The organism is Mesorhizobium sp. LNJC391B00 (assembly GCF_000502535.1).
In the GTDB taxonomy this organism is placed as follows: Bacteria; Pseudomonadota; Alphaproteobacteria; order Rhizobiales; family Rhizobiaceae; genus Mesorhizobium.
Window position 1 is genome coordinate 206379 of record NZ_AYWI01000004.1, and the last position, 24070, is coordinate 230448.

Genomic DNA, 24070 nt, shown 5'->3' on the forward strand with positions numbered 1-24070 from the left:
AAATGCGCCATCCGCTGGACGGGGCTGTAGCTCAGCTGGGAGAGCGCGTCGTTCGCAATGACGAGGTCAGGAGTTCGATCCTCCTCAGCTCCACCAGCGGATTTTTCCTGCCTGTCGACACATCTGACTTCCGAGACGTCTCGTCAAAGCCCCGTCTTCGCTGCGAGATAGGGCGCCAGGGCAAGCGAGTAGCTGGCGGTCAGATGATGACTGTCCCGCCAGACGATGATGTTGCCGACAACTGCCGGGCATAGTTGCGGCCCGCAAATCGCATCGACCATATCGATAGCGCGCACATTTTTCTGTCCCTCCGCGGCCAGCGCCAACACGTTGCTCCGCTCAATATCGCTCAGTTTGGTGACGCATTTCGTTGGCGTCGAACTCAGGCATTCGCCCGGGTCGAATTTCATATAGGGCGTGTTGCGGATGGCAACGATTTGCGAGCCGGCGTCCGTCAGCCCGCCCCAGAGACTTCGCAGCCCCTCGATCATCACGTCTTGCTGAACCGCTCCGTAATTGGACTGGCTGGTGAAGATCAGATCCGGTTTCAGCTTTAGGATCTCGGCCAGCACCTTTTCGTGCCACTGCGCGCATAAGACGTTGGGTTTGCCATCCGCCGTGATGGCCACGCGGGTGAATGGGCAGGCGGATTTTGTAAAGGTAACCAGTTTGAAGTTGCGGTCCTTTGAGATCTTGTCCAGTGCCGGCACCCACTGGGCTGCATGAGAATCTCCCACCAGAACCATTGTTTTCGCACCCGTGGGATCGCCTAGAGAGCATCGTTTGGGCTCCGAGCTTTCCTCCTGGTGGCACTTCCTTGCATACACGACCGGCACGTCCCGCCTCAGCCGGGCCAGCGGCGGCAGAAGGTTCACACCGTCCGGGACCACGGCGCCGGAGACGAGAGCGGCGGGCCCAGGGTAGGAAGGCGTGCCGATCAGCGCGGTGTCGATGCGTTCGGTCTTCAGAAAGAGCAGCAGGCTGCCGGATGCGGCCACGCATGTGAGAACCGCCGCGGTGCCGTATCCCAGCGGCTTCCACCAGGCGCCGCCCCGAGCTTGCCGGTAGCGCTGCTCAACATATCGATAGGACAGATCCGATAGAAGCAGGGTCGCCGCAATCAGGCCGAAACCGCCGGCAAGGGTCAGCGAATGACCCTGCGCCTGGAAGATGGTGATCAGCGGCCAATGCCATAGATAGACCGAGTAGGAGCGATCGCCGATGAAACGAAGTAGCAAGGAATCGAGCCCACGAAACCGGCCGACTTCAACCTCGCCAGCCAGGATGACAAGCACGGTGGCCAAGGTCGGCAACAACGCACTGACACCGGGAAATGGAGTTGCAGCGGAAAACAGCAAGGCGGACGAAACGATGCCCAGGATGCCGGCAATCGCCAGCCACTGTCTAGTGAGTGCCGCCAGTCGAAACCGGTGTTCGGTCAGCACCAGCAGACCACCCAACGCCAATTCCCACAGGCGGGTATGGCTGACGAAATAGGCCTGGGCCGGATCCGTTGCCGTCAAAACGACAGAGGCGACAAGCGATGCCGCGAAAATGAGCGACATCGCCCCGATCAGGCAGGCTCGCAGCGGAAGGTCACGGCGGCGCGCCAGCCAGATCACGCCGATCATGAGCACCGGCCAGACGATGTAGAACTGCTCTTCGATGGAAAGCGACCAGTAATGTTGCACCGGGCTCGGCAAGGTGTCGGCCTCGAGATAGCTGACCGCAATCGAGGCCAGCCGCCAGTTCTCGACATAAAGAGCGCTCGCCACGATCTGGTTGCCTATTTCCTCCCAGCGCGCCTTTGAGATGAAAAGCAGCGTGCCCAGCAATGCGACCAGCAGCACCAGGGTTGCTGCCGGCAACAACCGTCGCACCCGTCGCGAGTAGAATTCGATCAGTGAGACGCGACCGTCGCGCAGCGCCATCTGTGCCAGCAGGCCGGTGATCAGATAGCCAGAGATGACGAAAAAGACGTCGACGCCGACATATCCGCCAGGCAGCACAGCCGGCCATATGTGATAGACCACGACAAGAGCGACGGCCAGTCCGCGCAACCCCTGTATTTCGGGCCGAAACCGGCGGTCCTGATCGATTGTCACCGGGTATCCCCCAACAGTCTCAGCCGGCCTGGATCAACCGGCCAGTCCCCGCCACGATCTTCATAAGGGCAGAGTGCCGTGAGGCAAGAGCCGATCGCAGCAGTTCATTCCCTTTCCGTCTCCAGCCCGCTCACCAGCGTGTCGACGAAACCCAGCAGCTCACTTTCGAGGTCGGTGGACGCCAGGCCAATGAAACGGTCTTCGAGCGAGATGGCGACGATCCCATGCACGGCGGAGAACAGCGTGCGCGCGCGGGCCAAAAGCTCCGGCGTTGCCGCCGCCGGGAGCAGCGCCGCCAGCGGCTCGACCAGATGCTGGATCAGCACCGCATGTTCGGCCAGATGCCATTCGGGCACCGCCACGCCTGGCGCCATACGGTGCTCGAACAGCGCCTTCCACGCCATGCGATTGTCGCGGGCGAAGCCGAGATAGGCCTCGGCCAGCGCCTTCAGCCTTGCCCTAGGCTCGGCGACGCCGGTCGCCTCTTGCTGCAGGGCCGCCCCCAGCCTGGCCAGTGTGATCGAATTGACGTGCAGGATGAGCTCGTCGAGGTCTGCGAAGGCGGTGTAGAGCGCGCCCAGCGCGCAGCCGGCATCGGCCGTGATGTCGCGCGCACGCAGACCGGCGAGCCCCGAGGACTGGATGCGCGCTTGCGCGGCCTCGATCAGCCTGCCTTTGAGGTCCTCGCGTTTGGCGTCCCGTTTTGCGGTCATTAACCTTCTCTTATGCGCAATTATGAACACCGTTCATTTTCTCCTTGAACGCCGTTCACAATGTGCTACTTTGCCTCATGAACAACGTTCATAGAGGAGAAACGGAAATGTTGAAACAGTTTTTTGCTCTCGTTCGCGGCCGAAGCTACGAAGCCGCCGAGGCGGTCGTCGACCGCAACGCGCTGATAATCCTGCGCCAGCAGATCCGCGATTGCGCCGACGCTATCGCGGCCGCCCGCCGGGCGGTTGCAATTGCCATCGCCCAGAACGAACAGGAAGTCGCGCAGTTCAAGAAGCTTGTCCTCCGCATCGACGATTTGGAGAAGCGCACGATCGCCGCGATCGAGCAGGGACAGAATGAACTGGCCCGCGAAGCCGCCGAAACCATCGCCATGCTGGAAGCCGAACGCGACGCCTCCGCCGAGGCGCAGAAAAGCTTCGGCACCGAGATCGAGCGTCTCAAGCGGATTATCCGCGTCTCCGAAATGCGCCTGCGCGAATTGCAGCGCGGCCAGCGCATCGTTGCCGCGGTCGACTCGACCCAGCGCCTGCGAGAAAGCGCGCCCGGCTCCAGCCTGTCGGCGCTCAGGGACGCCGAGGAGACGCTGCTGCGCCTGCGCACCAGGCAAAAGCAGATCGACGCCACCGCGGCCGCCATGGCCGAGATGGAACAGTCGGGCGATCCTGCCGCGGTCTCAGAGAAGCTTGCGGCCGCCGGCTGCGGCGCGCCGCTGAGAAGCAGCGCCGACGCCGTGCTCGAACGGCTCACGAAGACCATGACCAAGCCGGCCTGATTGTTATCCAGTCTGATTGTATCCGGCCTGATGGTATCCAGCCTGATTGTATCCAGCCTGAAACAGACCCACGCCCAACCAACCTAACCTTGAAACGAAAGGACCATATCGATGACCCCGAACACCTATTCCCCCAAGGACTCAAGCGCCTGGAAGACCTTCACCATGGCCAGTTTCGCCGTTGCCGCCACAATGATGGCCGGCGGCATCTACTTCATGGAGGCGAGCTTCGCCGCCAAGGGGTTTTATGCCATGGCCGCCATCATGCTCGTGCACACCTCGATCACCATCACCAAGACACTGCGCGACTCGGAAGAGGCAAGCCGCTTCATCAACCGGCTGGAAGACGCCAAGACCGAGAAGTTGCTGATGGAAGTCAGCCGCAGTAACGAAGTGTAACCGGGTTCCCGCTAAACAAGGCTCAACGCGCAAGACCGCTGATCAATCCAGCCAGGATTTTAATCGGTCTTGCCCAATGGAAGTCGCCGCTATGGAAATCGCCCCGATCAACCGACCGACAGCTCATCTGATGACGTCCAGGCGCTTTGCGCCCTTGTTCTGGACGCAGTTCCTGTCCGCCTTCAACGACAATTTCCTCAAGAACACGCTGGTGTTCCTTATTCTGTTCACGCTGGCGGCGGACCAGGCGGCATCACTGGTCACCTTGGCGGGCGCCGTCTTCATGGCCCCCTTCCTGCTCCTGTCGGCGCTCGGCGGCGAGCTCGCCGACCGCTTCGACAAGGCTCTCATAGCCAAGCGTCTGAAATTCGCCGAGATCGCCGCGGCGGGTGTCTCCGTCGTCGGCATCGCCCTGTCGTCCATTCCCGTGCTGATGACGGCGCTGTTGATGTTCGGCATCATCTCGGCGCTGTTCGGACCGATCAAATACGGAATCCTGCCCGATCACCTCGAACGCAAGGAACTGCCCAAGGCCAACGCCTGGATCGAGTCAGCCACGTTTGCCGCGATTCTCGGCGGCACCATAGCCGGCGGCGTCGTTTCCGCCGATGGTATCGGCGTCGCGGTGTTCGGACCGATCATGATGGCGCTCGCCGTCGGTTGCTGGCTCGTCAGCCGCTATATCCCGTCCACCGGTTCGGCGGCGCCCGACCTTGTCATCGACAAGAACATCTTCCGCTCGACCTGGCGCCAGGTCACCGAATTGCGCACCGACACGCGCATCTGGCGCGCCGGCCTGATGACGTCTTGGTTCTGGCTGATCGGCGCCATCGTGCTCTCGCTCCTGCCGGTGCTGATCAAGGATTCGCTCGGCGGCAACGAAATGGCCGTCACCGTCTACCTCGCCGTGTTCGCCGTCTCGATCGCCATCGGTTCGGCCATCGCCGCCTGGATGTCGCAGGGCCGCATCGTGCTGTTGCCGGCACCGGTCGGCACGGCGCTGCTCGCCCTGTTCGGCCTGCATCTCGCCTGGACCATCTCCGGCATGACGCCGTCGCCCCAGGCGGAAACCCTTGGCGCATTCTTCGCCGGCCCAAACACGATCCGCGTCGCCATCGACCTCGCCGGCATGGCCATTGCAGCCGCTTTCCTGGTGGTGCCGACCTTCGCCGCCGTGCAGGCCTGGTCGCCCGAAGCGCGGCGCGCCCGGGTCGTCGCCGCCGTCAGTATCGTCAATGCCGGCTTCATGACTGGCGGCGGCATCATCATGGCCCTGATCCAGACGAAGGTCTCGACCGGCGGCATCCTGTTCGGCCTCGCCGCGGCCAATGCGATTGCCGCCTGGCTGATGCTGAAATATTTGCCGACGAACCCCTTCCGTGACTTCGTCTCCATCCTGTTCCGCGCTTTCCTGCGCCTCGAAGTCGAGGGCATGGAAAACCTCAAGGCGGCCGGCAAGGCGCCGATCCTGGCGCTCAACCATGTCAGCTTCCTCGACGGTCCGCTCGCCTTGACGCTGACCGATGAGGAGCCGGTCTTCGCCATCGACTACACCATTGCCCAGGCCTGGTGGATGAAGCCGTTCATGAAACTTGCCCGCGCTTTGCCGCTCAACCCGGCCAAGCCGATGTCGACCCGCACGCTGATCAAGATCGTGCAGGGCGGCGATCCGCTGGTGATCTTCCCGGAGGGACGCATCACGGTGACCGGCGGCCTGATGAAGGTCTATGACGGCGCCGCCATGGTTGCCGACAAGACCGGCTCGATGGTTGTGCCGGTGCGCATCGACGGGCTGGAGAAGACCTACTTCTCGCGGCTGAGCTCGCAGCATGTGCGCCGCCGCCTGTTCCCGAAGGTCAAGGTGACCATTCTGGAACCGGTCAAGCTCGAGGTGCCGCAAGAGCTGAAGGGCCGCAAGCGCCGCGCCGCGGCGGGTTCCGCGCTCTACCAGGTGATGTCGGATCTCGTTTTCCGCACCCAGGACATCGACAAGACCGTACTGGAAAAGATCATGGAGACGGCGAACGAACGCGGCATGAAACAGCTCGCAGTTCAGGATCCGGTCACCGGTTCTCTCAGCTACAGCAAGCTGCTCACGGCTGCCGCCGTGCTTGGTGAGAAGTTCCAGAACCTTTATGCCGACCAGCAGACGCTGGGCATCATGCTGCCCAACGCCAACGGCTCTTGCGCGACGCTGCTCGGCGTCATGTCCGCCGGCAAGGTTCCGGCGATGATGAACTTCACCGCAGGTGCCGCCAATATTCTGTCCGCCTGCAAGGCCGCCGAAGTCCGCACCGTGCTGACGTCCCGCGCGTTCGTCGAACAGGCAAAGCTCGGCGCTGTAGTCGAGGAACTCGGTCGCTCGGTCGACATCGTGTGGCTCGACGATCTCAGAAAGACCATCAGTCTCAAGGATAAGCTGCTCGGCTTGCTGCGCAAGTCGACGCCGCGCGCGAAACGCAAGCCCGGCGATGCGGCGGTGATCCTGTTCACCTCGGGTTCGGAAGGCACGCCGAAGGGCGTCGTTCTGACCCACCGCAACATCCTGGCCAACGCCGCCCAGGCGGCGTCGCGTATCGACTTCCATTCGGGCGACAAGGTGTTCAACGTGCTGCCGATCTTCCACTCCTTCGGCATGACCGCGGGCACGGTGCTGCCGTTGATCTCCGGCGTGCCGGTCTATTTCTACCCCTCGCCGCTGCACTACCGCCTCGTGCCGGAACTGATCTACGGCTCGAACGCGACGATCATCTTCGGCACCGACACCTTCCTCTCCGGCTATGCCCGCACCGCGCACCCCTACGACTTCCGCTCGATACGCTATTGTTTTGCCGGCGCGGAACCGGTCAAGACAGCGACGCGCATGACCTATATGGAGAAGTTCGGCCTACGCATCCTCGAGGGCTACGGCGTCACCGAGACGGCGCCGGTGATCTCCATCAACACGCCGATGTACAATCGCTCTGGAACCGTCGGCAAGATCATGCCCGGCATGGAATACCGCCTCGATCCGGTCCCCGGCGTCGACGAAGGCGGCCGGCTGTTCGTGCGCGGCCCCAATGTCATGGCCGGTTATCTCCGGGCCGAGAAGCCCGGCGTGCTCGAACCGCTGGAGGACGGCTGGCATGATACGGGCGACGTCGTCGCTATCGACGAAGGCGGCTTCATCACCATTCGCGGCCGCGCCAAGCGCTTCGCCAAGATCGGCGGCGAGATGATCTCGCTCGCCGCTGTCGAAGCGCTGGCCGGCGAATTGTGGAAGGGCTCGCTGTCGGCGGTCGCCACGGTGCCCGACGCGCGCAAGGGCGAAAAGCTGATCCTCATCACTGAGGCATCCGGCGCCACACGAGCGGAATTCCTCGCCTACGCCAAGGCCAACGGCGCCATGGACCTGATGGTCCCGGCCGAAGTGCGGGTGGTCTCAAAGGTACCGGTCCTTGGCTCCGGCAAGCTCGACTTCGCGGCCGTGACAAAAATGGTGCGCGACGAAGAGGCCTTGAAGACCAAGGCCGCCTGACCCGGCTACGGCAACGGGCCGACGCAAGAGCCGGCCCGTTCAGTATGATCAACCCTTCGCATGCCGCTGCGAGATCAGCATCGCCATGCGCTGCACTGCCCGCAGCTCCATTTCCACGCCCGGCGACGATGCCAGCGCCGGCATGTTGAGCGCCACCACGGTCAACGGCTCGAGCGTCGCCAGCAGCACATGGGTCGCCTCAAATTTCTCGAACAGCCAGGCCAGCTGCTCGCGTATATCCTGGTCGACTGGCGCCCCCGGCTGCGTATCGGCGAGCGAGCGCACGGGCTCCTGCTCTAGTGCACGGGCCAGCACCTTCAGGTCGAAATCACCGAGGTCGGCTGCCGGCAGGATCAGCGCACCGTCGACAAGAATATGGCTCTGCAGGCCGCGCAGGAAGCGCGCCGAATCGGTGAGGTCGCCCTCGGCCATATGCTTCAGCAACGAGTCGCGGCGCTTCTCCGCGGTGAGGCTGACGCTGTCATTGTAGATGACTGCCAGCAGCGTCGCCGACAGCACGATCACCACGCCCTGCACACTGCCGCGCCAGCCGAGATCGTCGATGCCGCCCAGCGCCAGCCCGGCGAAAACCGAGCTCAGCGTAATCACGGTAAAGGCGCCGATCGTGTCGCGATGGCCGAGGCTCGCGCGTCCAAGGCCGATCGTCAGCCAACACAGGAACAGGATGGCGATGCCGCCAAGCCGAACCGGCACTTCGAACAGGCCGGGCCGGTAGTCGGTGACTATGAACGGAATGATCAACAGCAGCGACAGCGCCATGCGCTCGACCGTGCGGTTTTCGGCCGCCGACAGGCTGTCGCGATCGCGCGTCATCACCAGCCAGCCGATGGCGAGAAAACCTCCGAACTGGAAGGCAAGTAGTACCGCCATCCGCCATGGCTCGGCAAAGCGTTCCGGGATCGGCGCCAGCAGTAGAAACAGCAGGGCGCCGCCGGCGGCAAAGAACTTTAGCGCAAACGGCGCATGCCGGCGCAACAGCCCCTCGGTCAGCAGCAGTGCGGCCAGCGGCAGCAGGCCCGCCGCCGCGATGGTGACGAAGCGGAAGAGTGCGAGGCCGGTAGTCCAGTCGAGGATGCGGCAGGCGAGCAGAACCGTCAGCACCCGCAAACCGAACAGAAAACGCCGCGACAGCGGATCGCCGGTGTCGCGCCCGCCGACGACCGATATCACGATCAGCAGCCCGAACAGCGCCGCCAGCGAGGTGATGGTGTCGGCCACGAGCGTGTCGTCGAGGTTCATCGGTCAGCGCCCATCAGCTCACACCCAGGCATCATCACGGATGAAGCCATCAGCGTGTCCATGGTCTCAGCACATTCCATTGGCGGCTGCTATCCGCCCAGTGTACCACCGGCAAAACCAGCCGCTGCAGCGTGGCCGCCGCACCTGCTACCGCAAGGGCGGCAAGCGAGCCGCGCGGAACCGCGTCGGCGAGATAGGTGCGCGCCGACTGAAAGCTCATCTGTCCGATCTGCAGCACATCATCGCCGCGCGTGTAGTCGAGTTCCTTGCGGCAGAACTCGTTAAAGGTCTCGACGCGGTGCTTGGCCGCCTCGTCGAAGGTCTTCTTCAGATCGTCCGAGCCGCCCGTATAGGCGTTGGTGATGACGAAGCGCTCTTCGTCGAAACCAGCTTCGGGGCCGACACCGAAGACATGGCGATGGCGCGCCATGATCTGCCGCGCCAGAAGCACATGGGTAAGCGAGCGGCGCGCGCCGGCATGCGGTCCTGGGAACACATTGCTGAACGCCTCCGCGACCATGCCGACGACAGCGGGTACCTGGGTGACATTGGAAATCCAGATCGGCCGCAGTTGATTGCGCAAAAACATCAGGAAGCAGGTCAGGCCGTAGAGGATCCAGCTCAGCCCGCGGCTGCGCTCGTCGGGATCGATCATGACCAAACCGAGGTGCAAGACTTCATAGGGCTTGCCGGCGAGCGATATCTCCATCAGCGCCAGCGAGTTGAAGGCGATCGGCTGCCGGTCGCTGCGCCGGTAGACAATGGTGATGATGGAATGTTCCAGCCGGCTGCGGTCGCCGGAAAACACGCCATAGGTCAGGCTGCCGAACTTCAGTGTCTTGGACGCTACCAGCCGCAGATCGCTGCTCAGCTGCTCCAGTTCGGCAGCCTTCATCCAGCGCCCGGGCCGCTCCACGACGCGCGTCTCGTAGTCGGCGGATACGCGCATGCGCACATCCATGAACCGACCCGGCAGCAGCTGCAGAACCGCCTTGAGCACTATTTTTCCCCGTGGCAAGAACGCCGACCGTATAGTGGCCGCCGTCCACCTAAGACGCGGTAAACCCGAGACGGCAGTTCTTGGTTGTACTCAACAAAGTAAAAGAACAGCTGCCAGCCAGTGCGGGCTCAGCTTTCCGCAGCAACCAGATGGCCGCCGCCGACATCGTTCAGCGCCAGCTTCAGCGGCGCCTCCCCGATCCTGCGGGTGGCGCTCGGGATTTCCTGGTCGAGGCGCGCGAAGCGCGTTCTGCGCTGCGCCGGATCGGGCACCGGCACCGCTTCGATCAGCCGCCTCGTATAGGGATGGAGCGGGTTGGAAAACACCTGGTCGCGCGTGCCCATCTCGACGATCTGGCCGAGATACATGACGGCAACGCGGTCGGAAATGTTCTCGACCACCGCCATGTCGTGCGAGATGAAGAGATAGGCGACGCCGAATTCGCGCTGCAATTCCTTCAGGAGATCGAGCACGCGCGCCTGCACCGAGACGTCGAGCGCCGAGACGCTTTCGTCGGCGATGATCAGTTTTGGTCGTAGCGCCAGCGCTCGGGCGATGCAGACGCGCTGGCGCTGGCCACCGGAGAATTCGTGCGGGTAAAGCTCCATCTGGTCGGCCGACAGGCCGACGCGCTCGAACAGCGCCGAGACCCGTTCCCGGCGCTCGTCCTTGGAGGCGATGCCATGGATCACCAGCGGCTCGGCGACGAGCTCGCCGACGCGCATGCGCGGATCGAGCGAAGCGAAGGGATCCTGGAAAATCATCTGGACGTCACGGCGCACCGCCTTGCGCTCGTCGCGGCCAAGACCGGAGAGATTGCGCCCGCCAATGACGATGTCGCCGCTATACGGCGCCAGTCCGGCCAGCGCCTTGGCGGTGGTCGACTTGCCGCAGCCGGATTCGCCGACCAGAGCGAGCGTTTCGTTGGGCGCGATCGAGAAGCTGACGCCCTCGACGGCGTGGACGCGGCGGGTGACCTGGCCAAAGATGCCGCCACGCAGATCGAAGCGGACATGCAGGTCGTTGACCTCGGCGACTTTGGCCGGTTTCAAGACGTCAATCGCATCCCTGGATTTCTGTCGACCGACACCACTGCCGATGCGCGGCACGGCAGCCAGCAGTTCGCGCGTATAGTCGGCCTGAGGGCGGGCAAAAATATCCGATGTCGTGCCTTCTTCGACCATGCGGCCGTCGCGCATGACGATGACCCGGTCGGCCATTTCGGCAACCACGCCCATATCGTGGGTGATCAGGATGACGCTGGTGCCATGCTGGCGCTGCAGGTCGCGCAACAGCTCCAGCACTTCGCCTTGCACGGTGACGTCGAGCGCCGTCGTCGGTTCGTCGGCGATCAGCACGTCGGGCTCGAGCGCCAGCGCCATGGCGATCATCACCCGCTGGCGCATGCCGCCGGAGAGTTCGTGCGGAAACTGCTTTAACCGGCTTTCCGCCTCCGAAATGCGCACCGCCTTCAACGCCTCGATGGCGCGCCGGCGGGCTTGCGCCGACGACAGGCTGGTATGCGCCTCGATTGATTCGGTGAGTTGCCGGCCGATCGACAGAACCGGGTTGAGCGAGGTCATCGGCTCCTGGAAGATCATGGCGATGCGGTCGCCGCGAATGCGCCGCATCTGGCGTTCGTCGAGGGTTGCTAGGTCGGTGTCGCCCCGATTCCCATCCCGAAGACGGATCATGCCTGACGATATGCGCGCCGCCGGCTGCGGCAAAAGCTGCATGATCGCCAGCGCGGTCATCGACTTGCCGGAGCCGGATTCGCCGGCAATGCAAAGCGTCTCACCGCGCGCCAGCGTCAGCGACAGGTTGGAGACTACATTGCGCTCGCCGTCCTCGCCGCGCACGCTGACGGAGAGGTTGGCGATGGAGAGGACGGGGGTGTCGGCGAGGGTCATTGTGGGTGGAGCCCTGCGACGGATTGGTTCCGTCGCACCATTCGCACAAACCTTGGCGCTGCCCCCCACCCGGACCTCCGGTCCGACCTCCCCACAAGGGGGAGGTAGGGTGGCAGCGCTTTACCCTCCCCCTTGTGGGGAGGGTCGCTGCGAAGCAGCGGGGTGGGGGTGCGGCGCCGACGTACCGTCATTCAAACACGCAACGCGGAAAATAGAACGACACCACCCAGTTCGGCATGTCGACGATCTCGCTGATGCGCAGGTCCCCGCACACCGAGGCCAGCATATAGGCCTCGACCGGATCGATCTGGTAACGCCCAGCGAGCAGATCGACCATCTGCGCCACCGCCTCCTTCGCGCCCGCCATCAGATCCGGCCCAATCCCCGTCGTCACCTCGTAACCCTTGGCGTCGAGATGGCGCGTCACCGGGCCCGGCGTGGTGAAGCGCGGCGTCTTCAGCCTGGCGTCCTTGACAAGGTCGAGCTTGAGCACGACGTCCATCGGGCTCTCGATCGCCGTGCCGCAGACCTCGCCATCGCCTTGTGCGGCGTGCGTATCGCCGACCGAGAACAGCGCGCCGGCCACCTCAACCGGCAGATAGAGCGTCGTGCCGGCAGCGAGATCGCGGATGTCGAGATTGCCGCCGACCCGCCGTGGCGGCACCACCGAGTGAAGCCCCATCTCAGCCGGCGCATTGCCGATGGTGCCGGCGAACGGCTTCAGTGGCACGCGCGCGTTTTTCCCGAACAGCGCCGGTTCGAGCGCGGCTGCATCGTATTTCCAGATGTTCAGCGCCGGTTCCGTGAAGTCGTCGGCGAGCAGGCCGAAACCGGGAATGTTCGCCGTCCAACCGAAGCCGGACGGTTTGAACATCTCGATCGTCACCTTGAGCGCGTCACCCGGCTCGGCGCCCTCGACGAAGATCGGCCCGGTCACCGGGTTGACCCCGGCGAAGTCGAGCTTGACGATTTCGGCGACCGTGCTGTCGGCGTTCAGCTGGCCGCCGGCGGCATCGAGGCACTGGAACTCGATGGTCGCGCCGGGCGCCACCCGCTCGGCCGGGATAAAGGAATTGTCCCAGCCGAAATGGTGATGGCGCCCATGGATGGTGTAGTCGCAGCTATTGCACATCTTTTACGTACACATTGTCATAGTTGATCGGGATATGGACCGGGTCGACATAGAGGTTGTCGGCGCCGCCCATTCGGGCGGATTTCATGGTGAAGCGCTGTTCGTTGAAGACCGGCGCCCAGGGCGCGTCTTCCATCACCTTGTCGTAGATGGCGCTCCACATCTTGTCGCGTTCGCCGGCCTTTGCCGGGTCGACCACAGAATCCGCCTCGGCCGCCTTGGCGTCGAGGTCCTTATTGCAGTACCACGACCAGTTCCAGCCGCCCGGCACCGCGCCGGCGCAGCCGAGGATCGGGCCGTAGAAATTCGACGGATCGGGGAAGTCGGCGATCCAGGCCATGCCGCCCGACCAGATCATCGGCGCGCCGGCCTTGTCACCGCCGGCGGCGATGACATTGGCCTGCGCCAGCGACTGGATGCTGGCCTTGATGCCGATGGCCGCCAGGTCCTGCTGGATCGCCTGGGCAATGCGCGGGTTGGGATCGGTGTTCATGGCGAACAGCTGCGTGTCGAAACCATCGGGATGACCGGCCTCGGCCAGCAGCGCCTTGGCCTTGGCTACGTCATAGGGATAACCTTTGTATTCCTTGTCGTAGCCCGGCATCGACGGCGGCAGCGGCTGGTTGGCCGGCACGGCGCGGCCGTTGATGATCTGGATGATGCGCGCCTTGTTGAGCGCCATGTTGACGGCCTGACGCACCTTCACATTGTCGAACGGCGCCATGGTAGTGTTCATGGTGACGTAGCCGGTGTGCAGCTGACCGCCTTCGACGACGCGCGCCTTCTGCTCGGGATCGGCCATCACCTCCTGGAATTTTGCCGGCGGAATGCCGTCGCCGGGCACATCGATCTCGCCCTTCTGCAAGCGCAGCAGCGCCACGATCGGTTCCTGGCCGATCTCGAAGGTGATCTTGTCGAGATGCGGCAGGCCCTTGTGCCAGTAATCCGCATTGCGCTCGAAGACGATGCGTTGGCCGAGTGTCCACTCGGCGAGCTTGAAGGCGCCGGTGCCCACCGGATGCTTGCCGAAATCGGCGCCATATTTCTCGACCTCTTCCTTCGGCACGACATGGGCGAAATTGATGGCCATGACATGCAGGAAGGTGGCGTCGGGCCGGGTCAGCTCGAACTTCACCGTGTAGGGATCGACGACGGTGACGCCGGAAAGGCCTTCGGCCTTGCCGGCGGCGACATCGTCATAGCCCTTGATCGAGCCGAAGAAGCCAGCGCCGGGGCTCTGCGTCTTCGGATTGGTGACGCGGTCAAGCGAATATTTCACGTCGTCGGCCGTCATCTCGCGGCCATTGTGGAATTTCACGCCATGGCGCAGCTTGAAGGTGAAGGTCTGGCCGTCGGGCGAAATCTCGTAGCTTTCGGCGAGGTCGGGCTTCAAATTGGTGGTGCCCGGCTCGTAATCCATCAGCCCCTCGAACAGGCTCTTGATCATCGACCAGTTCTGCCAGTCATAGCCGATCGCCGGATCGAGGGTCGCAACATCGTCCTTGTAGGTGATGGTGATGGCGCCGCCTTGCTTGGCGTTGGGATCGACCGTGTCTTCGGCGCGGACGCTTGTCATGCCGAGCATGAGGGCCAAGGCGGATGCCGCGACTGTGGATGCGAGAAACTTTTTCATTGTTGTGTTCCCTTTCTCTGTTTCATTTTCATCTGAGCTTGATGCGGGGATCGATGAACGGCGCGATGATGTCGGCGAGCAGATTGCCGAGCACGATGGCGAAGGCCGACACCAGCGTGACGCCCATGATGATCGGAATGTCGACGCGCTGGATCGCCTGCCACGCCAGCTGACCGATGCCGGGCCAGCCGAACACGCTTTCGACGACGACGATGCCGCCCATGAAGATGCCGATGTCGATGCCGATCATGGCGATGACCGGCAGGATGGCATTCGGCAGTGCGTGGCGGAATATGATGGCGCTGCGCGCCAGGCCCTTGGCCCGCGCCGTGCGGACATAATCCTGGCGCAGGACGTCTATCATCGACGAGCGCATCATGCGCGCATACCAGCCGGCGCCGAGTACGCCCATGGTCAACGACGGCAGCACCAGATGGCGCCATGTGCCGTAGCCGCCGATCGGAAACCAGCTTAGCCGCACGGCAAAGACGTAGAGCAGCAACAGGCCAACCACGAATAGCGGCGCCGAGACGCCGACGAAGGAGGCGACCATCAGCGTCTGGTCGGTGGCGGTGCCGCGCTTGACGGCCGCGATCAGGCCCATCGAGAGCCCGATCAGCAATTCGCAAAGGATGGCGCCGACCATCAAAAGCAGGCTGGCCGGCAGCCGCGAGACGATGAGTTCGGTGACCTCCGAGCGCTGGATGTAGGAGCGGCCGAGATCGCCGCTGAGTAGCTTCGTCAGATAGTGCCAGTACTGGACCACGAAAGGCTGGTCGAGGCCGAGTTGCTGGCGGATGTTTTCCACCGTCTGCGGCGTGGCACTGCGGCCGGCGATCTGCCGCACCGGGTCGGCCGGCAAGAGGTAGAGCAGCGCAAAAGTGATCAGCGAGACGCCAAGCAGGATGAGCAGCGACTGGATCAGCCGGCGGCCGAGATAGGCGATCATGACCGGCCCCCCATTATTCCCGGCCCCTTTGCGTCGGATCGAGGATGTCGCGCAACGCGTCGCCGATCAGATTGAAGGCCAGCGCCAACGCGAGGATTGCGGCGCCGGGGAAGAACACCAGCCAGGGCGCGGCCTGGAAATAGGTCTGGTTCTCGAAAATGATGTTGCCCCACGACGCGGTCGGCGGCTGCACACCGATGCCGAGGAAGGAAAGCGTCGCCTCGAGCAGAACCGTGGTCGAGATGCCGAGCGTGCCCCAGACGATGATGGTCGGCAGCAGATGCGGCAGGATGTGGCGAAATAGGATGCGCGGCGCACTCGCCCCGATGCTGCGCTCGGCATCGATGAACTCGCGCTCGGCCAGCGATGAGGTCTCGGTGTAGATGACACGCGCCGTCTGCACCCAGTTGACCAGCGCGATGACCATGGCGACGATCCACAGACTCGGCTGAAACACTGCCGCCAGGCAGATGGCGAGCAGCAGCGCCGGGAACGCCATCATCAGATCGGTGAAGCGCATCAGCGCACTGCCGATCCAGCCGCGGAAATAGCCTGCGGTGACGCCCACCAAAGTGCCGATCAAAAGCGCCACGCCATTGGCGACGATGCCGATGATCAGCGAGGTGCGGGCGCCGTAGAGGATGCGGGTCAAGAGGTCACGTCCGAGCAGGTCGGTGCCGAGCCAATACTGGGCGCTGGGCGGCAGCGGCGAGCCCTCGATGGTCAGGCCGTCGAACATCTGCTCGTTGGGATCGTAGCCGGTCAGCCGGGGCGCCAGCACAGCGCCGGCGACAACAATGGCGACGATGACCAGCCCGAGCAGCGCCAGGCGGCGTTTGACCAGCCGACGCCAGACGCCGGCGCGCGGTTTTGCCGGCATGCGTACCGGGAGATCAGGCGCGATGGGACTGGTCATCGCCGCCTTCCTCATCCGTCATTGCCACGATCCTGCGCGCGGCATCCTCGACGCTGATCTGCCAGCTCATCGCCAGCGATCGCAGTTGTGCATAGGCACGCTCGTCATCGCTGCCTTTCGACAGCGCCGTCACCGCGCGCACAATGGTCTGGCGCTCGGCGACGCGCTGGCGCAGCGACGCTATCTCGCCGGCTAAATGCTTGCGTGCCTCGAAGCTCTGCCTTGCGATCAGCAATGCGCTGTACACACCGGCATTGCCGACCGGCTTCAGCAGCTGCGCATCGGCCTTGTGCGACAGCGCCCATTCGATACGCCCCGGCGCCTCGGAACCGATCAGCGCCACCAGCGGCATCGGCGCCTCGCCCGGCTTCCACGGGAATTGCTCGTCAAAGCCGAGATCGGCATCGAAGAAAACGAAATCGGCGGCGAGAGCTTCCGGCGGCAATTCCGGCCAGCAGTCGATCGTAGCCAGGCCGATGGCCGACAATTGCCTGGTGATGGCCTGCACCGTCGGATGCGGGCGATGCAGGATGAAAGCCCGCGCGCCGCCGAGATTGGGGATGCGCGTCCGGGTCATGACACCACCCTCAGGCGCGGACGGCCGAATGTCTTGGCGGGGTCGTAGCGCGACAGATAGGGATCCGGCGCGACCTCATCCTCCTGGCTGACGACCTCGAAGAAGCCATCGGCGATCCGGCCGATGATCACCGGCAGCGTCGCGTGCTGGGAGTGGGCGTCGATGGCGATCGGCCCGAGCCGGGTGGAGAAGCGTCGCTCGGCGAAGGCTTTGGAAAATTCCGCCGGGCCGGCATCAGTGTCGCGCGACAGCACGTCGGCCATCACCTGCACCGAGGCATAGGCGGAGGCCTCGAAGGACGAAGCGAAGGCAGCCGGCCGGGGCGCGAAATAGGGCCCGACCGACAGATGCCCTTTCCCTGTCTCGCCGATCGCCGGCAACTCGCCTTCGGTGAGGTTGCAGGAGATGACGGGGCAGTTTTCCGGCCTGAATGCCGCATCCTCATCGCCCAGCTCGCGGTAAGCCGCCAGGAAGGCGTAGGATGAGGTGCCGATCAGATTGTTGAGGATGAAGCTCGGCCGCGTCGCCCGGACCTCGGCGATCAGCCGCGACACGTCGGTCTCGCCGATGCGCAGATAGCGCTCGCCCAGCACTTTGCCGCCGGCATCCGCGATCAGGTCGCGCGCCACGCGGTTCATCTCCCAGCCCCAAATGTAGTTCGAGCCGAGCAGGAAGCCGTTGGCGCCGAAACGCGGCACGACATGCGCCATCAGCGGAACCAGATGCTGGTTGGGGCAGGCGTGCATGTAGACGACATGCTCGTTGGCCTCGAACCCTTCATAGGGGCAGGCATACCAGAGCATGCCGCCGGCCTTCTCCAGCACCGGGATGGTTTCCTTGCGGCTCCACGAGGTGACGCAACCGACGACATGGCGCGCGCTGCTGGTCCTGAAAATGTCCTCGCACAAAGTCGCGTAGCGATCGGCATTACTTTGCGGATCGCGCTCGACCGGAACCAGTTCGATGCCATAGCTCCGATCGGCATTGATGTCGGCGATGGCGCGCATGGCGCCCATCCGGCACGCATCGGAGACCAGCTGGTAGCTGCCCGAGCGGGAATACAGGATGCCGATCTCGATACGCCGTTTCAAACCGATCCTCAGAAATGACAATGCCCCGCAGCCAGCGCCGGAGGGCGAGGCATGCGAGGCATATTTGCCGCCCGGCGACCAAGGCCGGTATTTTGCGCTAGCGTATTCGGTCCGGCGGGTCAGTCAAGCGGGAAAGTACGTGGTCATGGGATCGGCCTTGTCCGGCTGCTTCTAGTTCCGCAAGATCGGAAGAGCACACGTCTGANGGTCCGGCGGGTCAGTCAAGCGGGAAAGTACGTGGTCATGGGATCGGCCTTGTCCGGCTGCTTCTAGTTCCGCAGCGTGAACATCAAAGGCGCCACGACAGCCGTACCGGCCTTCTCAGGCGGTGGCGCGGGCACCGTCGCACCCTGCAGAATGCCGAGCGCGGCGCGATCGAGATCGGCGTCCCCCGAAGATCGTGTCAGCCGGACGGAGGTCACCTTGCCCGAAGCGCTGACGACGAAGGTCACATTTGCGGTACCCACGGCGCGCCGCGACCTTGCCGCGCTCGGGTAGCGCTTGTGCCGATTGATCCATCCGATCAGCTGGGAGTTCCATTTGCTTGCATTGACTGATGATCCACTCGATTGCGAAGCCTTCGGCGCCGACGCCTTCGCCGCTGCCTTTTGATCGACACTGGCGGTCACGACCGCTTTCGCCGGCGCGGCCTTTTCCTTCTTCTCTTTCTTTGCTTTCGGCTTGGGTTTTTCGGCAGCCTTCTTCGCCTTCTCGATCGGCTTGTCCTCCACCGGCTTGTCCTCCGTCGGCTTGGTCTCCACCGGCCTGGTCTGCAGCGGAATGACCACATCCGGCGCTATGGTCGGGACGATGTCGGGCACCACCTCATCCAGCGGCGGCGATTGATCGGGCTGCTCGGCCGCTGCCGCCTCGATCGGAGCGGCGGGTTGAACCGCTTCCGTCTTCTCGGCGACCGGCCCCGGCTGACCGGGCTCGGGCTCCACGACCGGCTTGAGTTCGGCAACCGCCTCCTCGATCTGGTTCGGCGGCTCGGGCGTCACCACGTCGGCCGCTGAGTCCACCCGCACCGCCGGCGCCACCATGATCGGCGACAGCTCGATAGCCACAGCCGGCGGGCCNGGGCCGCCATCGGCCATGTTGGCTAGGCTGAAGCTCTGCACGGCATAGGCGATCGCGACATGCGCGCCGACAATGACAATGGCCGCAGCCGCCCACAAACCGATCTCGCGCGCGCCGGCGCCCGGCGGGTCGGCGGTGGGAACGGCCGCGGCCAGTTGCGTCATGGGGCGGCGCCCGGGTGCGGCGGGGATGCGTCCGCCGGCACCCTCTCCAGCCCGACCAGCGCGATCTTCAGATAACCGGCGCCGCGCAGCAGGTTCATCACCTCCATCAACTCGCCATAGCCGACCGCCTTGTCGGCACGCAGGAAGATGCGGGTCTGCTTGTCGCCCTTGGTTCTGCCGTCGAGCACGGAGGCAAAAGCCTGGCGCGGCACGCTGTCATTGCCGATCGCCAGCGTCAGATCGTCCTTCAGCGTCAGGAACAGCGGCGTTTCCGGCCGCGGCGCCGGTGTCGCGGTCGAACCCGGCAGATCGACATTGACGTCGACTGTCGCCAACGGGGCAGCGACCATGAAGATGATCAGCAGCACCAGGATGACGTCGATGAACGGCGTCACGTTGATCTCGTAGCTTTCCTCGAGATCGCCGTCGATAGTCTCGCGAATTCTAGCCGCCATGGCCCATCACTCCGCCGCCAGCGCGGGCGCCTGCGGCACCGTGCGGAAATCGAGATCGCGGCTGACCAGCCGTTCGACCCCGGCCGAGGCATCGGCAAGGAGCTGCCGGTAGCCGGCTATCGACCGCGCAAAGACGTTGTAGATGACCACCGCGGGAATGGCCGCGACCAGGCCCATCGCCGTGGCGAGCAGCGCCTCGGCGATGCCGGGCGCGACGACCGCGAGGTTGGTGGTCTGCGCCTGCGAGATGCCGATGAAGGCGTTCATGATGCCCCAGACGGTGCCGAACAAGCCCACGAAGGGCGCCGTCGAGCCGATCGTCGCCAGCACGCCGGTGCCGCGCGACATGCGCCGCGCCGCCGCCGCTTCGATGCGCGACAGGCGCGACGTCACGCGTTCCTTCAGCCCGTCGCCGGTGACATGGCCGAGCGCACCGGCCGAAAGGGCAGTCTCTTCCTCGGCCGCCCGCACCAAAAGCGCACCGGGGCCGCCACTGTTGCCAAGCGCGCGCCCGGCCTGGCGCAGCGTGGCGGCATTGCCGATGGCGCGCGCAGCGCGACGGGCGCCGAGCTTGCCGAAGAGAATCTCCAGCGATTTGGCCAGCCACACCGTCCAGGTGACGAGCGAGGCGAAGGCCAACCCGATCATCACCGCCTTGACGATGATGTCGGCGGCCATGAACATGCCCCAGGGCGACAGATCGTGCGGCAGCGTCAGCGATATTGCCGAAGGCTCGGCCTGCGCGGATGCACCGGGCTGGGTTGCCGGCCGTAGCGCGGTCGGCGCCGCCTGCCCGGCAGCTGGCGAAGCCGGCGCGACAGGCGCAGCCGGTGCGGGCCGTTCGACTGCGACCGGGGAAGGCTGGGCCGCCGACCGGGCAGCTGCAGCGGGTTCCGTCGTCACCCTGGGCTGCGTGTTTGGCTGCTCTTGCGCAGCAGCGCTGCCGGCCGACAGCATGACCGCGGCCAGCGCCGCCAACAAACCATTTCTGGACACGCTTCTTCCTCGCTTCGTCATTGCACGTACGATCGGCTGGTCGGTGACGGAATGTCGACCCCGGAAATCCAGCCACTGGTTCTGGCTTCTCTCAAACGCGGCACAGCCGCTGGAAACAATTCAGGCGGCCGAGTGCCCTGCTTGACTATAAAACATGAGTTTACTAGTCAACAAACAAGATGGCTTTTTTGGCCAACGATTATCGGCGCGATGTCTCAGCGGCACATCGTCCTGGCGTCGGTCTACCTGGTGTCGTCGCACTGAGGGATGGACGGCCGCAGGGTTGCTGGGCCACGATACCGGGCAGCAATTGAGGCAGGCTGCGATGATCAAGGCGATACCGTTCGATTTCCCCTATGACGGCCGGCTGGTGCCAGCAAACACCGCGCTGCTGGTCATCGACCTGCAGGAGGATTTCCTTTCGCCGACCGGCTATTTCGCCAGGAAGGGTTATGACCCCGCGCCGCTGCGCGCCATCCTGCCGACAGTTAACCGACTGATATCAGCGGCACGTGCGGCCGGCCTCACCATCATTTACACCAGGCAGGGATATCGCGGCGACATGGCCGACATGACGCCGTACGAGAGATGGCGCCGCAAGCGGGCGGGTCTCGAAGGCACCGACGTGCTGCTGCGCTCCGGCCCCGGCTTTCAGATCGTCGCCGAGATCGACGTCGCGCCGCACGACATCATCGTCGACAAGACCTGCAACAGCGCCTTCACCTATACGGATCTGGAGCTTGTGCTGCGCGCACGCGGCATCACCCATCTGATCTTTTCCGGCTGCACGACCGATGTCTGCGTGCACACGACGCTGCGCGAGGCCTGCGACCGCAATTTCCAGTGCCTGACCATCGCCGATGCCTGCGCCAGCGGCGACCAATACGCGCATGACGCGGCGCTGCATATGGTGACGGTGGAGGACGGGGTATTTGGTACGCTGACGGAATCTGACGCGGTGCTGGAGGCGCTGGCAGTGCTGAGTGGTCATTAGACGCTGGCGGGACAGCGCCCCTCTGCCCTGCCGGGCAGAGGGGGGTGTGACGGAACGCTACGAAATAGCTTTTCATTCCACCCGCAAATTCACCCTGCGTGAATGTCCCCACCCGCCCGCGCAAACGCGCCGGGCTGCGGCACCTCAGCCTCACGGCGTGCCAGCGAGTTGCGCAAGAGCGCGATCGTCTCGCGGCCGACGCTGGCGATCTCGCGCGGCCGGTCGACACCGACGATCATGAACTCGCTGATGCCCAGCGCTGCATAGGGCAGCAGCGACAGGGCGATCTGCGCCGGTGGTCCGGAAAGTTCGACCGCCTTGTGTCCGACGGTAGAGGCGCCACCCTCCGAGCGGACCCGGACCGGAAGCGCAAAACGCAGCTTGCCGGCGCGGCCATGCTCGGCGGCGGCGCTGCGCGCCCGTTCCATCAGCTGGCGGATCTCGTCGAGCGAACCAGCCGTGAGTTCAAACACGTCGGCATGGCGGCCGGCGACCTTGAGCGCGGTGCCGGACTGGCCACCCATGCGGATGATCACGTCGACGCCATGCGGCCCCTTGCGCGGCACATAGCCACCCTTGATGCTGTAGAACGCACCTTCATGGTCGAAGGGCCGGTCGTTCGACCACAGCCGCTTCAGCAGCACCAGATATTCGTCGATGCGCTGCCAGACCACGGTGTGGCCGACCGGACGCGTCTCGGCATCGTCGTCATCCAGCGGCTCGCTCAGCATCCTCAGCGCCAGCCGGCCGCCGCTCCTGGCGTCGAGCGCCGCCAGTTGCCGCGCCGCAACGGCTGGCGCGATCACGCCGGCCCAGTGCGTCAGCACCACTTCCAGCGACGAGGTGCGGTCCAGCGCCTGGGCGGCGATGTCCATATTGGTCAACAGCCCGGCCGGGTCGTCGACGACGATGTTCTGGAAGCCGGAATCCTCGATCAGCGACAGCTTGGTCGCCGTCTCGACGAAATCATAGAAGAACGGTACGGCCGAACCGGCATCGGCGGCGTGCGTTTTACCGGGAACATGCGTGAACTCGATCGGCATTGCCATCTCCTCCATCACGTTGGATGTATGTCGCCCCCGGTTTTGAGACGACGACATGCGTAAAAACAAGCATCAGCGCCAAAGCGCGTCCGCGTTCGGTTCATCAACTCCGGTCACTCACTGAAAGCGCTAGGTCGCCACCCTTTCGGCCTGATCGGTCAGGGAATCAAGCCGAGCACGACTGCCCCGGTGAACACGAACGCAAGGGCAAAGACGAGATAGGCGAAAGCGCCGGCATAGGCCGGGCGGAAAGCCTGGCTATTGGCCAGCCTCTGGCTGGTGCGGTCCGTCTCGGCGTTCTGGATATAGGACATATCGACCTCCGTCTTGCGGATTAATCTATAAAATCAGTAGACTTTGTCGAGTGCTATTTTTTGGCGATATGTAGAACGATTTTCTCAGTATTCCTTATTATTTGGTTTGGGATTGCTGGGAGACCCCTGTTGGCGACAAGCGAGCGACAAGCTTGGCCGACATCTGCATAGGCGATAGCATCGCCATTCCGGCGTAAATGCGGATCATTTCGATCGGGAACGGGGAACAGAACATGGGTACAAGACTAGCCGGCAAGATTGCAATCATCTCGGGCGGCGCGACCGGAATGGGCGGAGCGGCCTCGGAATTGTTCGCCGCCGAAGGCGCCAAGGTGGCGATCATCGACCGCAATGGCGAGGCGGCGGCAGCCACTGCGGCGGCGATACGCGCGCGGGGACATATCGCCGAACACTGGGTGGCCGACGTCTCGGACGAGGCGCAGGTCGAGGCCGCAGTGAAGGCGGCGACTGCCAGGCTCGGCCCGGCCACGGTGTTGTTCAACCATGCCGGCACCATCGTGATAAAGCCGTTCCTGGAGACGACAGTGCAGGAATGGGACTGGCTGCATGCGGTCAATGTCCGCTCGATGTTCCTGATGACGCGCGCCGTGTTGCCGGGCATGATCGCTGCCGGTGGCGGTTCGATCGTCTGCACCTCGTCGATCTCGGCTGTGGCGGCCACACCCATGGAGGTGCTCTACGACACCACCAAGGGCGCCTGCCACATGTTCGCGCGCGCCATCGCAGTCGAATTCCGCGACCGCAACATACGCTGCAACGCCGTCTGTCCCGGCTTCATCCGCACGCCGCACGGCCTGCGCGAGGTCGCCGATCTCGGCAAGCTCGGCGTCGACGTGTCGGACGCCGCATTGGCCGCACAGCAGGGCCGCATCGGTGAGCCGGAGGAAGTGGCCAAGGCAGCGCTGTACCTCGCCAGCGATGAGTCCAGCTTCGTTAACGGGACGCATCTGTTTGTCGATAATGGTTTTACGGCGATGTGAGTATCCCAGGCTTGGCGCCCTTCCTCT

At 64.1% G+C, this 24070-nt stretch carries 21 protein-coding genes and 1 tRNA gene; 6 read left to right on the forward strand and 16 right to left on the reverse strand.

From position 1 onward, the window contains the following. Positions 1-20 precede the first annotated feature (20 nt). Positions 21-96 (forward strand) — tRNA-Ala (locus X750_RS152825). 47 nt (positions 97-143) lie between these two features. Here X750_RS152825 and X750_RS152820 read toward each other — a convergent pair. Then, entirely contained in the window at positions 144-2060 is a 1917-nt protein-coding gene (locus X750_RS152820; RefSeq protein ID WP_023708220.1) for an acyltransferase family protein, read from the reverse strand. 149 nt (positions 2061-2209) lie between these two features. After that, positions 2210-2818, reverse strand: coding sequence for a WHG domain-containing protein (locus tag X750_RS152815; RefSeq protein WP_023704983.1), 609 nt, complete (start codon positions 2816-2818; stop codon positions 2210-2212). 107 nt (positions 2819-2925) lie between these two features. Here X750_RS152815 and X750_RS152810 point away from each other — a divergent pair, with 107 nt between their 5' ends. From X750_RS152810 to X750_RS152800, 3 genes are all read left to right on the forward strand, one after another. Next, positions 2926-3612, forward strand: coding sequence for a PspA/IM30 family protein (locus X750_RS152810; RefSeq protein WP_023681449.1), 687 nt, complete (start codon positions 2926-2928; stop codon positions 3610-3612). A gap of 111 nt (positions 3613-3723) precedes the next feature. Then, positions 3724-4011, forward strand: coding sequence for a YiaA/YiaB family inner membrane protein (locus X750_RS152805; RefSeq protein WP_023668598.1), 288 nt, complete (start codon positions 3724-3726; stop codon positions 4009-4011). A 91-nt stretch (positions 4012-4102) separates the two neighbouring features. Continuing rightward, positions 4103-7528 carry an acyl-[ACP]--phospholipid O-acyltransferase gene (locus X750_RS152800; RefSeq protein ID WP_023704984.1) on the forward strand — a complete coding sequence of 1142 codons (3426 nt, stop codon included), beginning with the start codon at positions 4103-4105 and terminating at the stop codon, positions 7526-7528. Positions 7529-7576: 48 nt separating this feature from the next. On the opposite strand, the gene X750_RS152795 is transcribed toward X750_RS152800, so the two are convergent. The 12 genes from X750_RS152795 to exbB form a co-directional block, all read right to left on the reverse strand. Further along, a complete protein-coding gene (locus tag X750_RS152795; protein WP_023747346.1) occupies positions 7577-8788 on the reverse strand; it encodes a hypothetical protein in 1212 nt (403 codons plus the stop codon). A 49-nt stretch (positions 8789-8837) separates the two neighbouring features. Further along, positions 8838-9788, reverse strand: a complete 951-nt coding sequence (locus X750_RS152790; protein WP_027050529.1) for a hypothetical protein — start codon at positions 9786-9788, stop codon at positions 8838-8840. A gap of 128 nt (positions 9789-9916) precedes the next feature. Then, entirely contained in the window at positions 9917-11698 is a 1782-nt protein-coding gene (locus X750_RS152785) for an ABC transporter ATP-binding protein (protein ID WP_023747347.1), read from the reverse strand. A gap of 187 nt (positions 11699-11885) precedes the next feature. Then, positions 11886-12830: an acetamidase/formamidase family protein gene (locus X750_RS152780; protein ID WP_023747348.1), complete on the reverse strand. Its 945-nt coding sequence runs from the start codon at positions 12828-12830 to the stop codon at positions 11886-11888. After that, positions 12820-14463: an ABC transporter substrate-binding protein gene (locus X750_RS152775; protein ID WP_023747349.1), complete on the reverse strand. Its 1644-nt coding sequence runs from the start codon at positions 14461-14463 to the stop codon at positions 12820-12822. Before X750_RS152775 ends, X750_RS152780 begins: the two co-directional genes overlap by 11 nt. Before the next feature lie 28 nt (positions 14464-14491). After that, entirely contained in the window at positions 14492-15412 is a 921-nt protein-coding gene (locus tag X750_RS152770) for an ABC transporter permease (protein ID WP_023747350.1), read from the reverse strand. 13 nt (positions 15413-15425) lie between these two features. Next, positions 15426-16328, reverse strand: coding sequence for an ABC transporter permease (locus X750_RS152765; protein ID WP_023693235.1), 903 nt, complete (start codon positions 16326-16328; stop codon positions 15426-15428). Continuing rightward, positions 16306-16905, reverse strand: a complete 600-nt coding sequence (locus X750_RS152760) for an ANTAR domain-containing protein (protein WP_023715884.1) — start codon at positions 16903-16905, stop codon at positions 16306-16308. The genes X750_RS152765 and X750_RS152760 overlap by 23 nt, the downstream gene beginning before the upstream one ends. Beyond that, positions 16902-17996, reverse strand: coding sequence for a transporter substrate-binding protein (locus tag X750_RS152755; RefSeq protein ID WP_023715883.1), 1095 nt, complete (start codon positions 17994-17996; stop codon positions 16902-16904). The genes X750_RS152760 and X750_RS152755 overlap by 4 nt, the downstream gene beginning before the upstream one ends. 269 nt (positions 17997-18265) lie before the next feature. Then, on the reverse strand, positions 18266-19240 hold the full coding sequence (locus tag X750_RS152750) for an energy transducer TonB (protein ID WP_023747351.1): 975 nt from the start codon (positions 19238-19240) through the stop codon (positions 18266-18268). Further along, a complete protein-coding gene (exbD, locus tag X750_RS152745; RefSeq protein ID WP_023747352.1) occupies positions 19237-19695 on the reverse strand; it encodes a TonB system transport protein ExbD in 459 nt (152 codons plus the stop codon). Before exbD ends, X750_RS152750 begins: the two co-directional genes overlap by 4 nt. 6 nt (positions 19696-19701) lie before the next feature. After that, complete coding sequence (gene exbB, locus X750_RS152740; protein ID WP_023747353.1) at positions 19702-20691, reverse strand: tonB-system energizer ExbB; 990 nt, start codon at positions 20689-20691, stop codon at positions 19702-19704. A gap of 325 nt (positions 20692-21016) precedes the next feature. Between exbB and X750_RS152735 the strand changes: the two genes are divergently transcribed. Continuing rightward, on the forward strand, positions 21017-21685 hold the full coding sequence (locus tag X750_RS152735; protein WP_023747354.1) for an isochorismatase family cysteine hydrolase: 669 nt from the start codon (positions 21017-21019) through the stop codon (positions 21683-21685). Positions 21686-21774: 89 nt separating this feature from the next. Here X750_RS152735 and X750_RS152730 read toward each other — a convergent pair whose 3' ends face one another. Together X750_RS152730 and X750_RS1000000164330 are read right to left on the reverse strand one after the other, a co-directional pair. Continuing rightward, positions 21775-22728, reverse strand: a complete 954-nt coding sequence (locus X750_RS152730) for an LLM class flavin-dependent oxidoreductase (RefSeq protein ID WP_023715880.1) — start codon at positions 22726-22728, stop codon at positions 21775-21777. A 158-nt stretch (positions 22729-22886) separates the two neighbouring features. Then, complete coding sequence (locus X750_RS1000000164330) at positions 22887-23042, reverse strand: hypothetical protein (RefSeq protein WP_023670454.1); 156 nt, start codon at positions 23040-23042, stop codon at positions 22887-22889. Positions 23043-23275: 233 nt separating this feature from the next. Here X750_RS1000000164330 and X750_RS152725 point away from each other — a divergent pair, with 233 nt between their 5' ends. Continuing rightward, positions 23276-24043: an SDR family oxidoreductase gene (locus X750_RS152725; RefSeq protein ID WP_023686096.1), complete on the forward strand. Its 768-nt coding sequence runs from the start codon at positions 23276-23278 to the stop codon at positions 24041-24043. Positions 24044-24070: the final 27 nt, after the last annotated feature.

What these genes read in the sequence shown, in the direction of transcription:
- X750_RS152730 (WP_023715880.1), bottom strand. Translation starts at nt 22,728, where the DNA reads ATGCCGATCGAGTTCACGCATGTTCCCGGTAAAACGCACGCCGCCGAT.
- X750_RS152770 (WP_023747350.1), bottom strand. Translation starts at nt 15,412, where the DNA reads ATGATCGCCTATCTCGGCCGCCGGCTGATCCAGTCGCTGCTCATCCTG.
- X750_RS152735 (WP_023747354.1), top strand. Translation starts at nt 21,017, where the DNA reads ATGATCAAGGCGATACCGTTCGATTTCCCCTATGACGGCCGGCTGGTG.
- X750_RS1000000164330 (WP_023670454.1), bottom strand. Translation starts at nt 23,042, where the DNA reads ATGTCCTATATCCAGAACGCCGAGACGGACCGCACCAGCCAGAGGCTG.
- exbD (WP_023747352.1), bottom strand. Translation starts at nt 19,695, where the DNA reads ATGGCGGCTAGAATTCGCGAGACTATCGACGGCGATCTCGAGGAAAGC.
- X750_RS152760 (WP_023715884.1), bottom strand. Translation starts at nt 16,905, where the DNA reads ATGACCCGGACGCGCATCCCCAATCTCGGCGGCGCGCGGGCTTTCATC.
- X750_RS152725 (WP_023686096.1), top strand. Translation starts at nt 23,276, where the DNA reads ATGGGTACAAGACTAGCCGGCAAGATTGCAATCATCTCGGGCGGCGCG.
- X750_RS152795 (WP_023747346.1), bottom strand. Translation starts at nt 8,788, where the DNA reads ATGAACCTCGACGACACGCTCGTGGCCGACACCATCACCTCGCTGGCG.
- X750_RS152800 (WP_023704984.1), top strand. Translation starts at nt 4,103, where the DNA reads ATGGAAATCGCCCCGATCAACCGACCGACAGCTCATCTGATGACGTCC.
- X750_RS152805 (WP_023668598.1), top strand. Translation starts at nt 3,724, where the DNA reads ATGACCCCGAACACCTATTCCCCCAAGGACTCAAGCGCCTGGAAGACC.
- X750_RS152765 (WP_023693235.1), bottom strand. Translation starts at nt 16,328, where the DNA reads ATGACCAGTCCCATCGCGCCTGATCTCCCGGTACGCATGCCGGCAAAA.
- X750_RS152785 (WP_023747347.1), bottom strand. Translation starts at nt 11,698, where the DNA reads ATGACCCTCGCCGACACCCCCGTCCTCTCCATCGCCAACCTCTCCGTC.
- X750_RS152810 (WP_023681449.1), top strand. Translation starts at nt 2,926, where the DNA reads ATGTTGAAACAGTTTTTTGCTCTCGTTCGCGGCCGAAGCTACGAAGCC.
- X750_RS152815 (WP_023704983.1), bottom strand. Translation starts at nt 2,818, where the DNA reads ATGACCGCAAAACGGGACGCCAAACGCGAGGACCTCAAAGGCAGGCTG.
- X750_RS152780 (WP_023747348.1), bottom strand. Translation starts at nt 12,830, where the DNA reads ATGTGCAATAGCTGCGACTACACCATCCATGGGCGCCATCACCATTTC.
- X750_RS152775 (WP_023747349.1), bottom strand. Translation starts at nt 14,463, where the DNA reads ATGAAAAAGTTTCTCGCATCCACAGTCGCGGCATCCGCCTTGGCCCTC.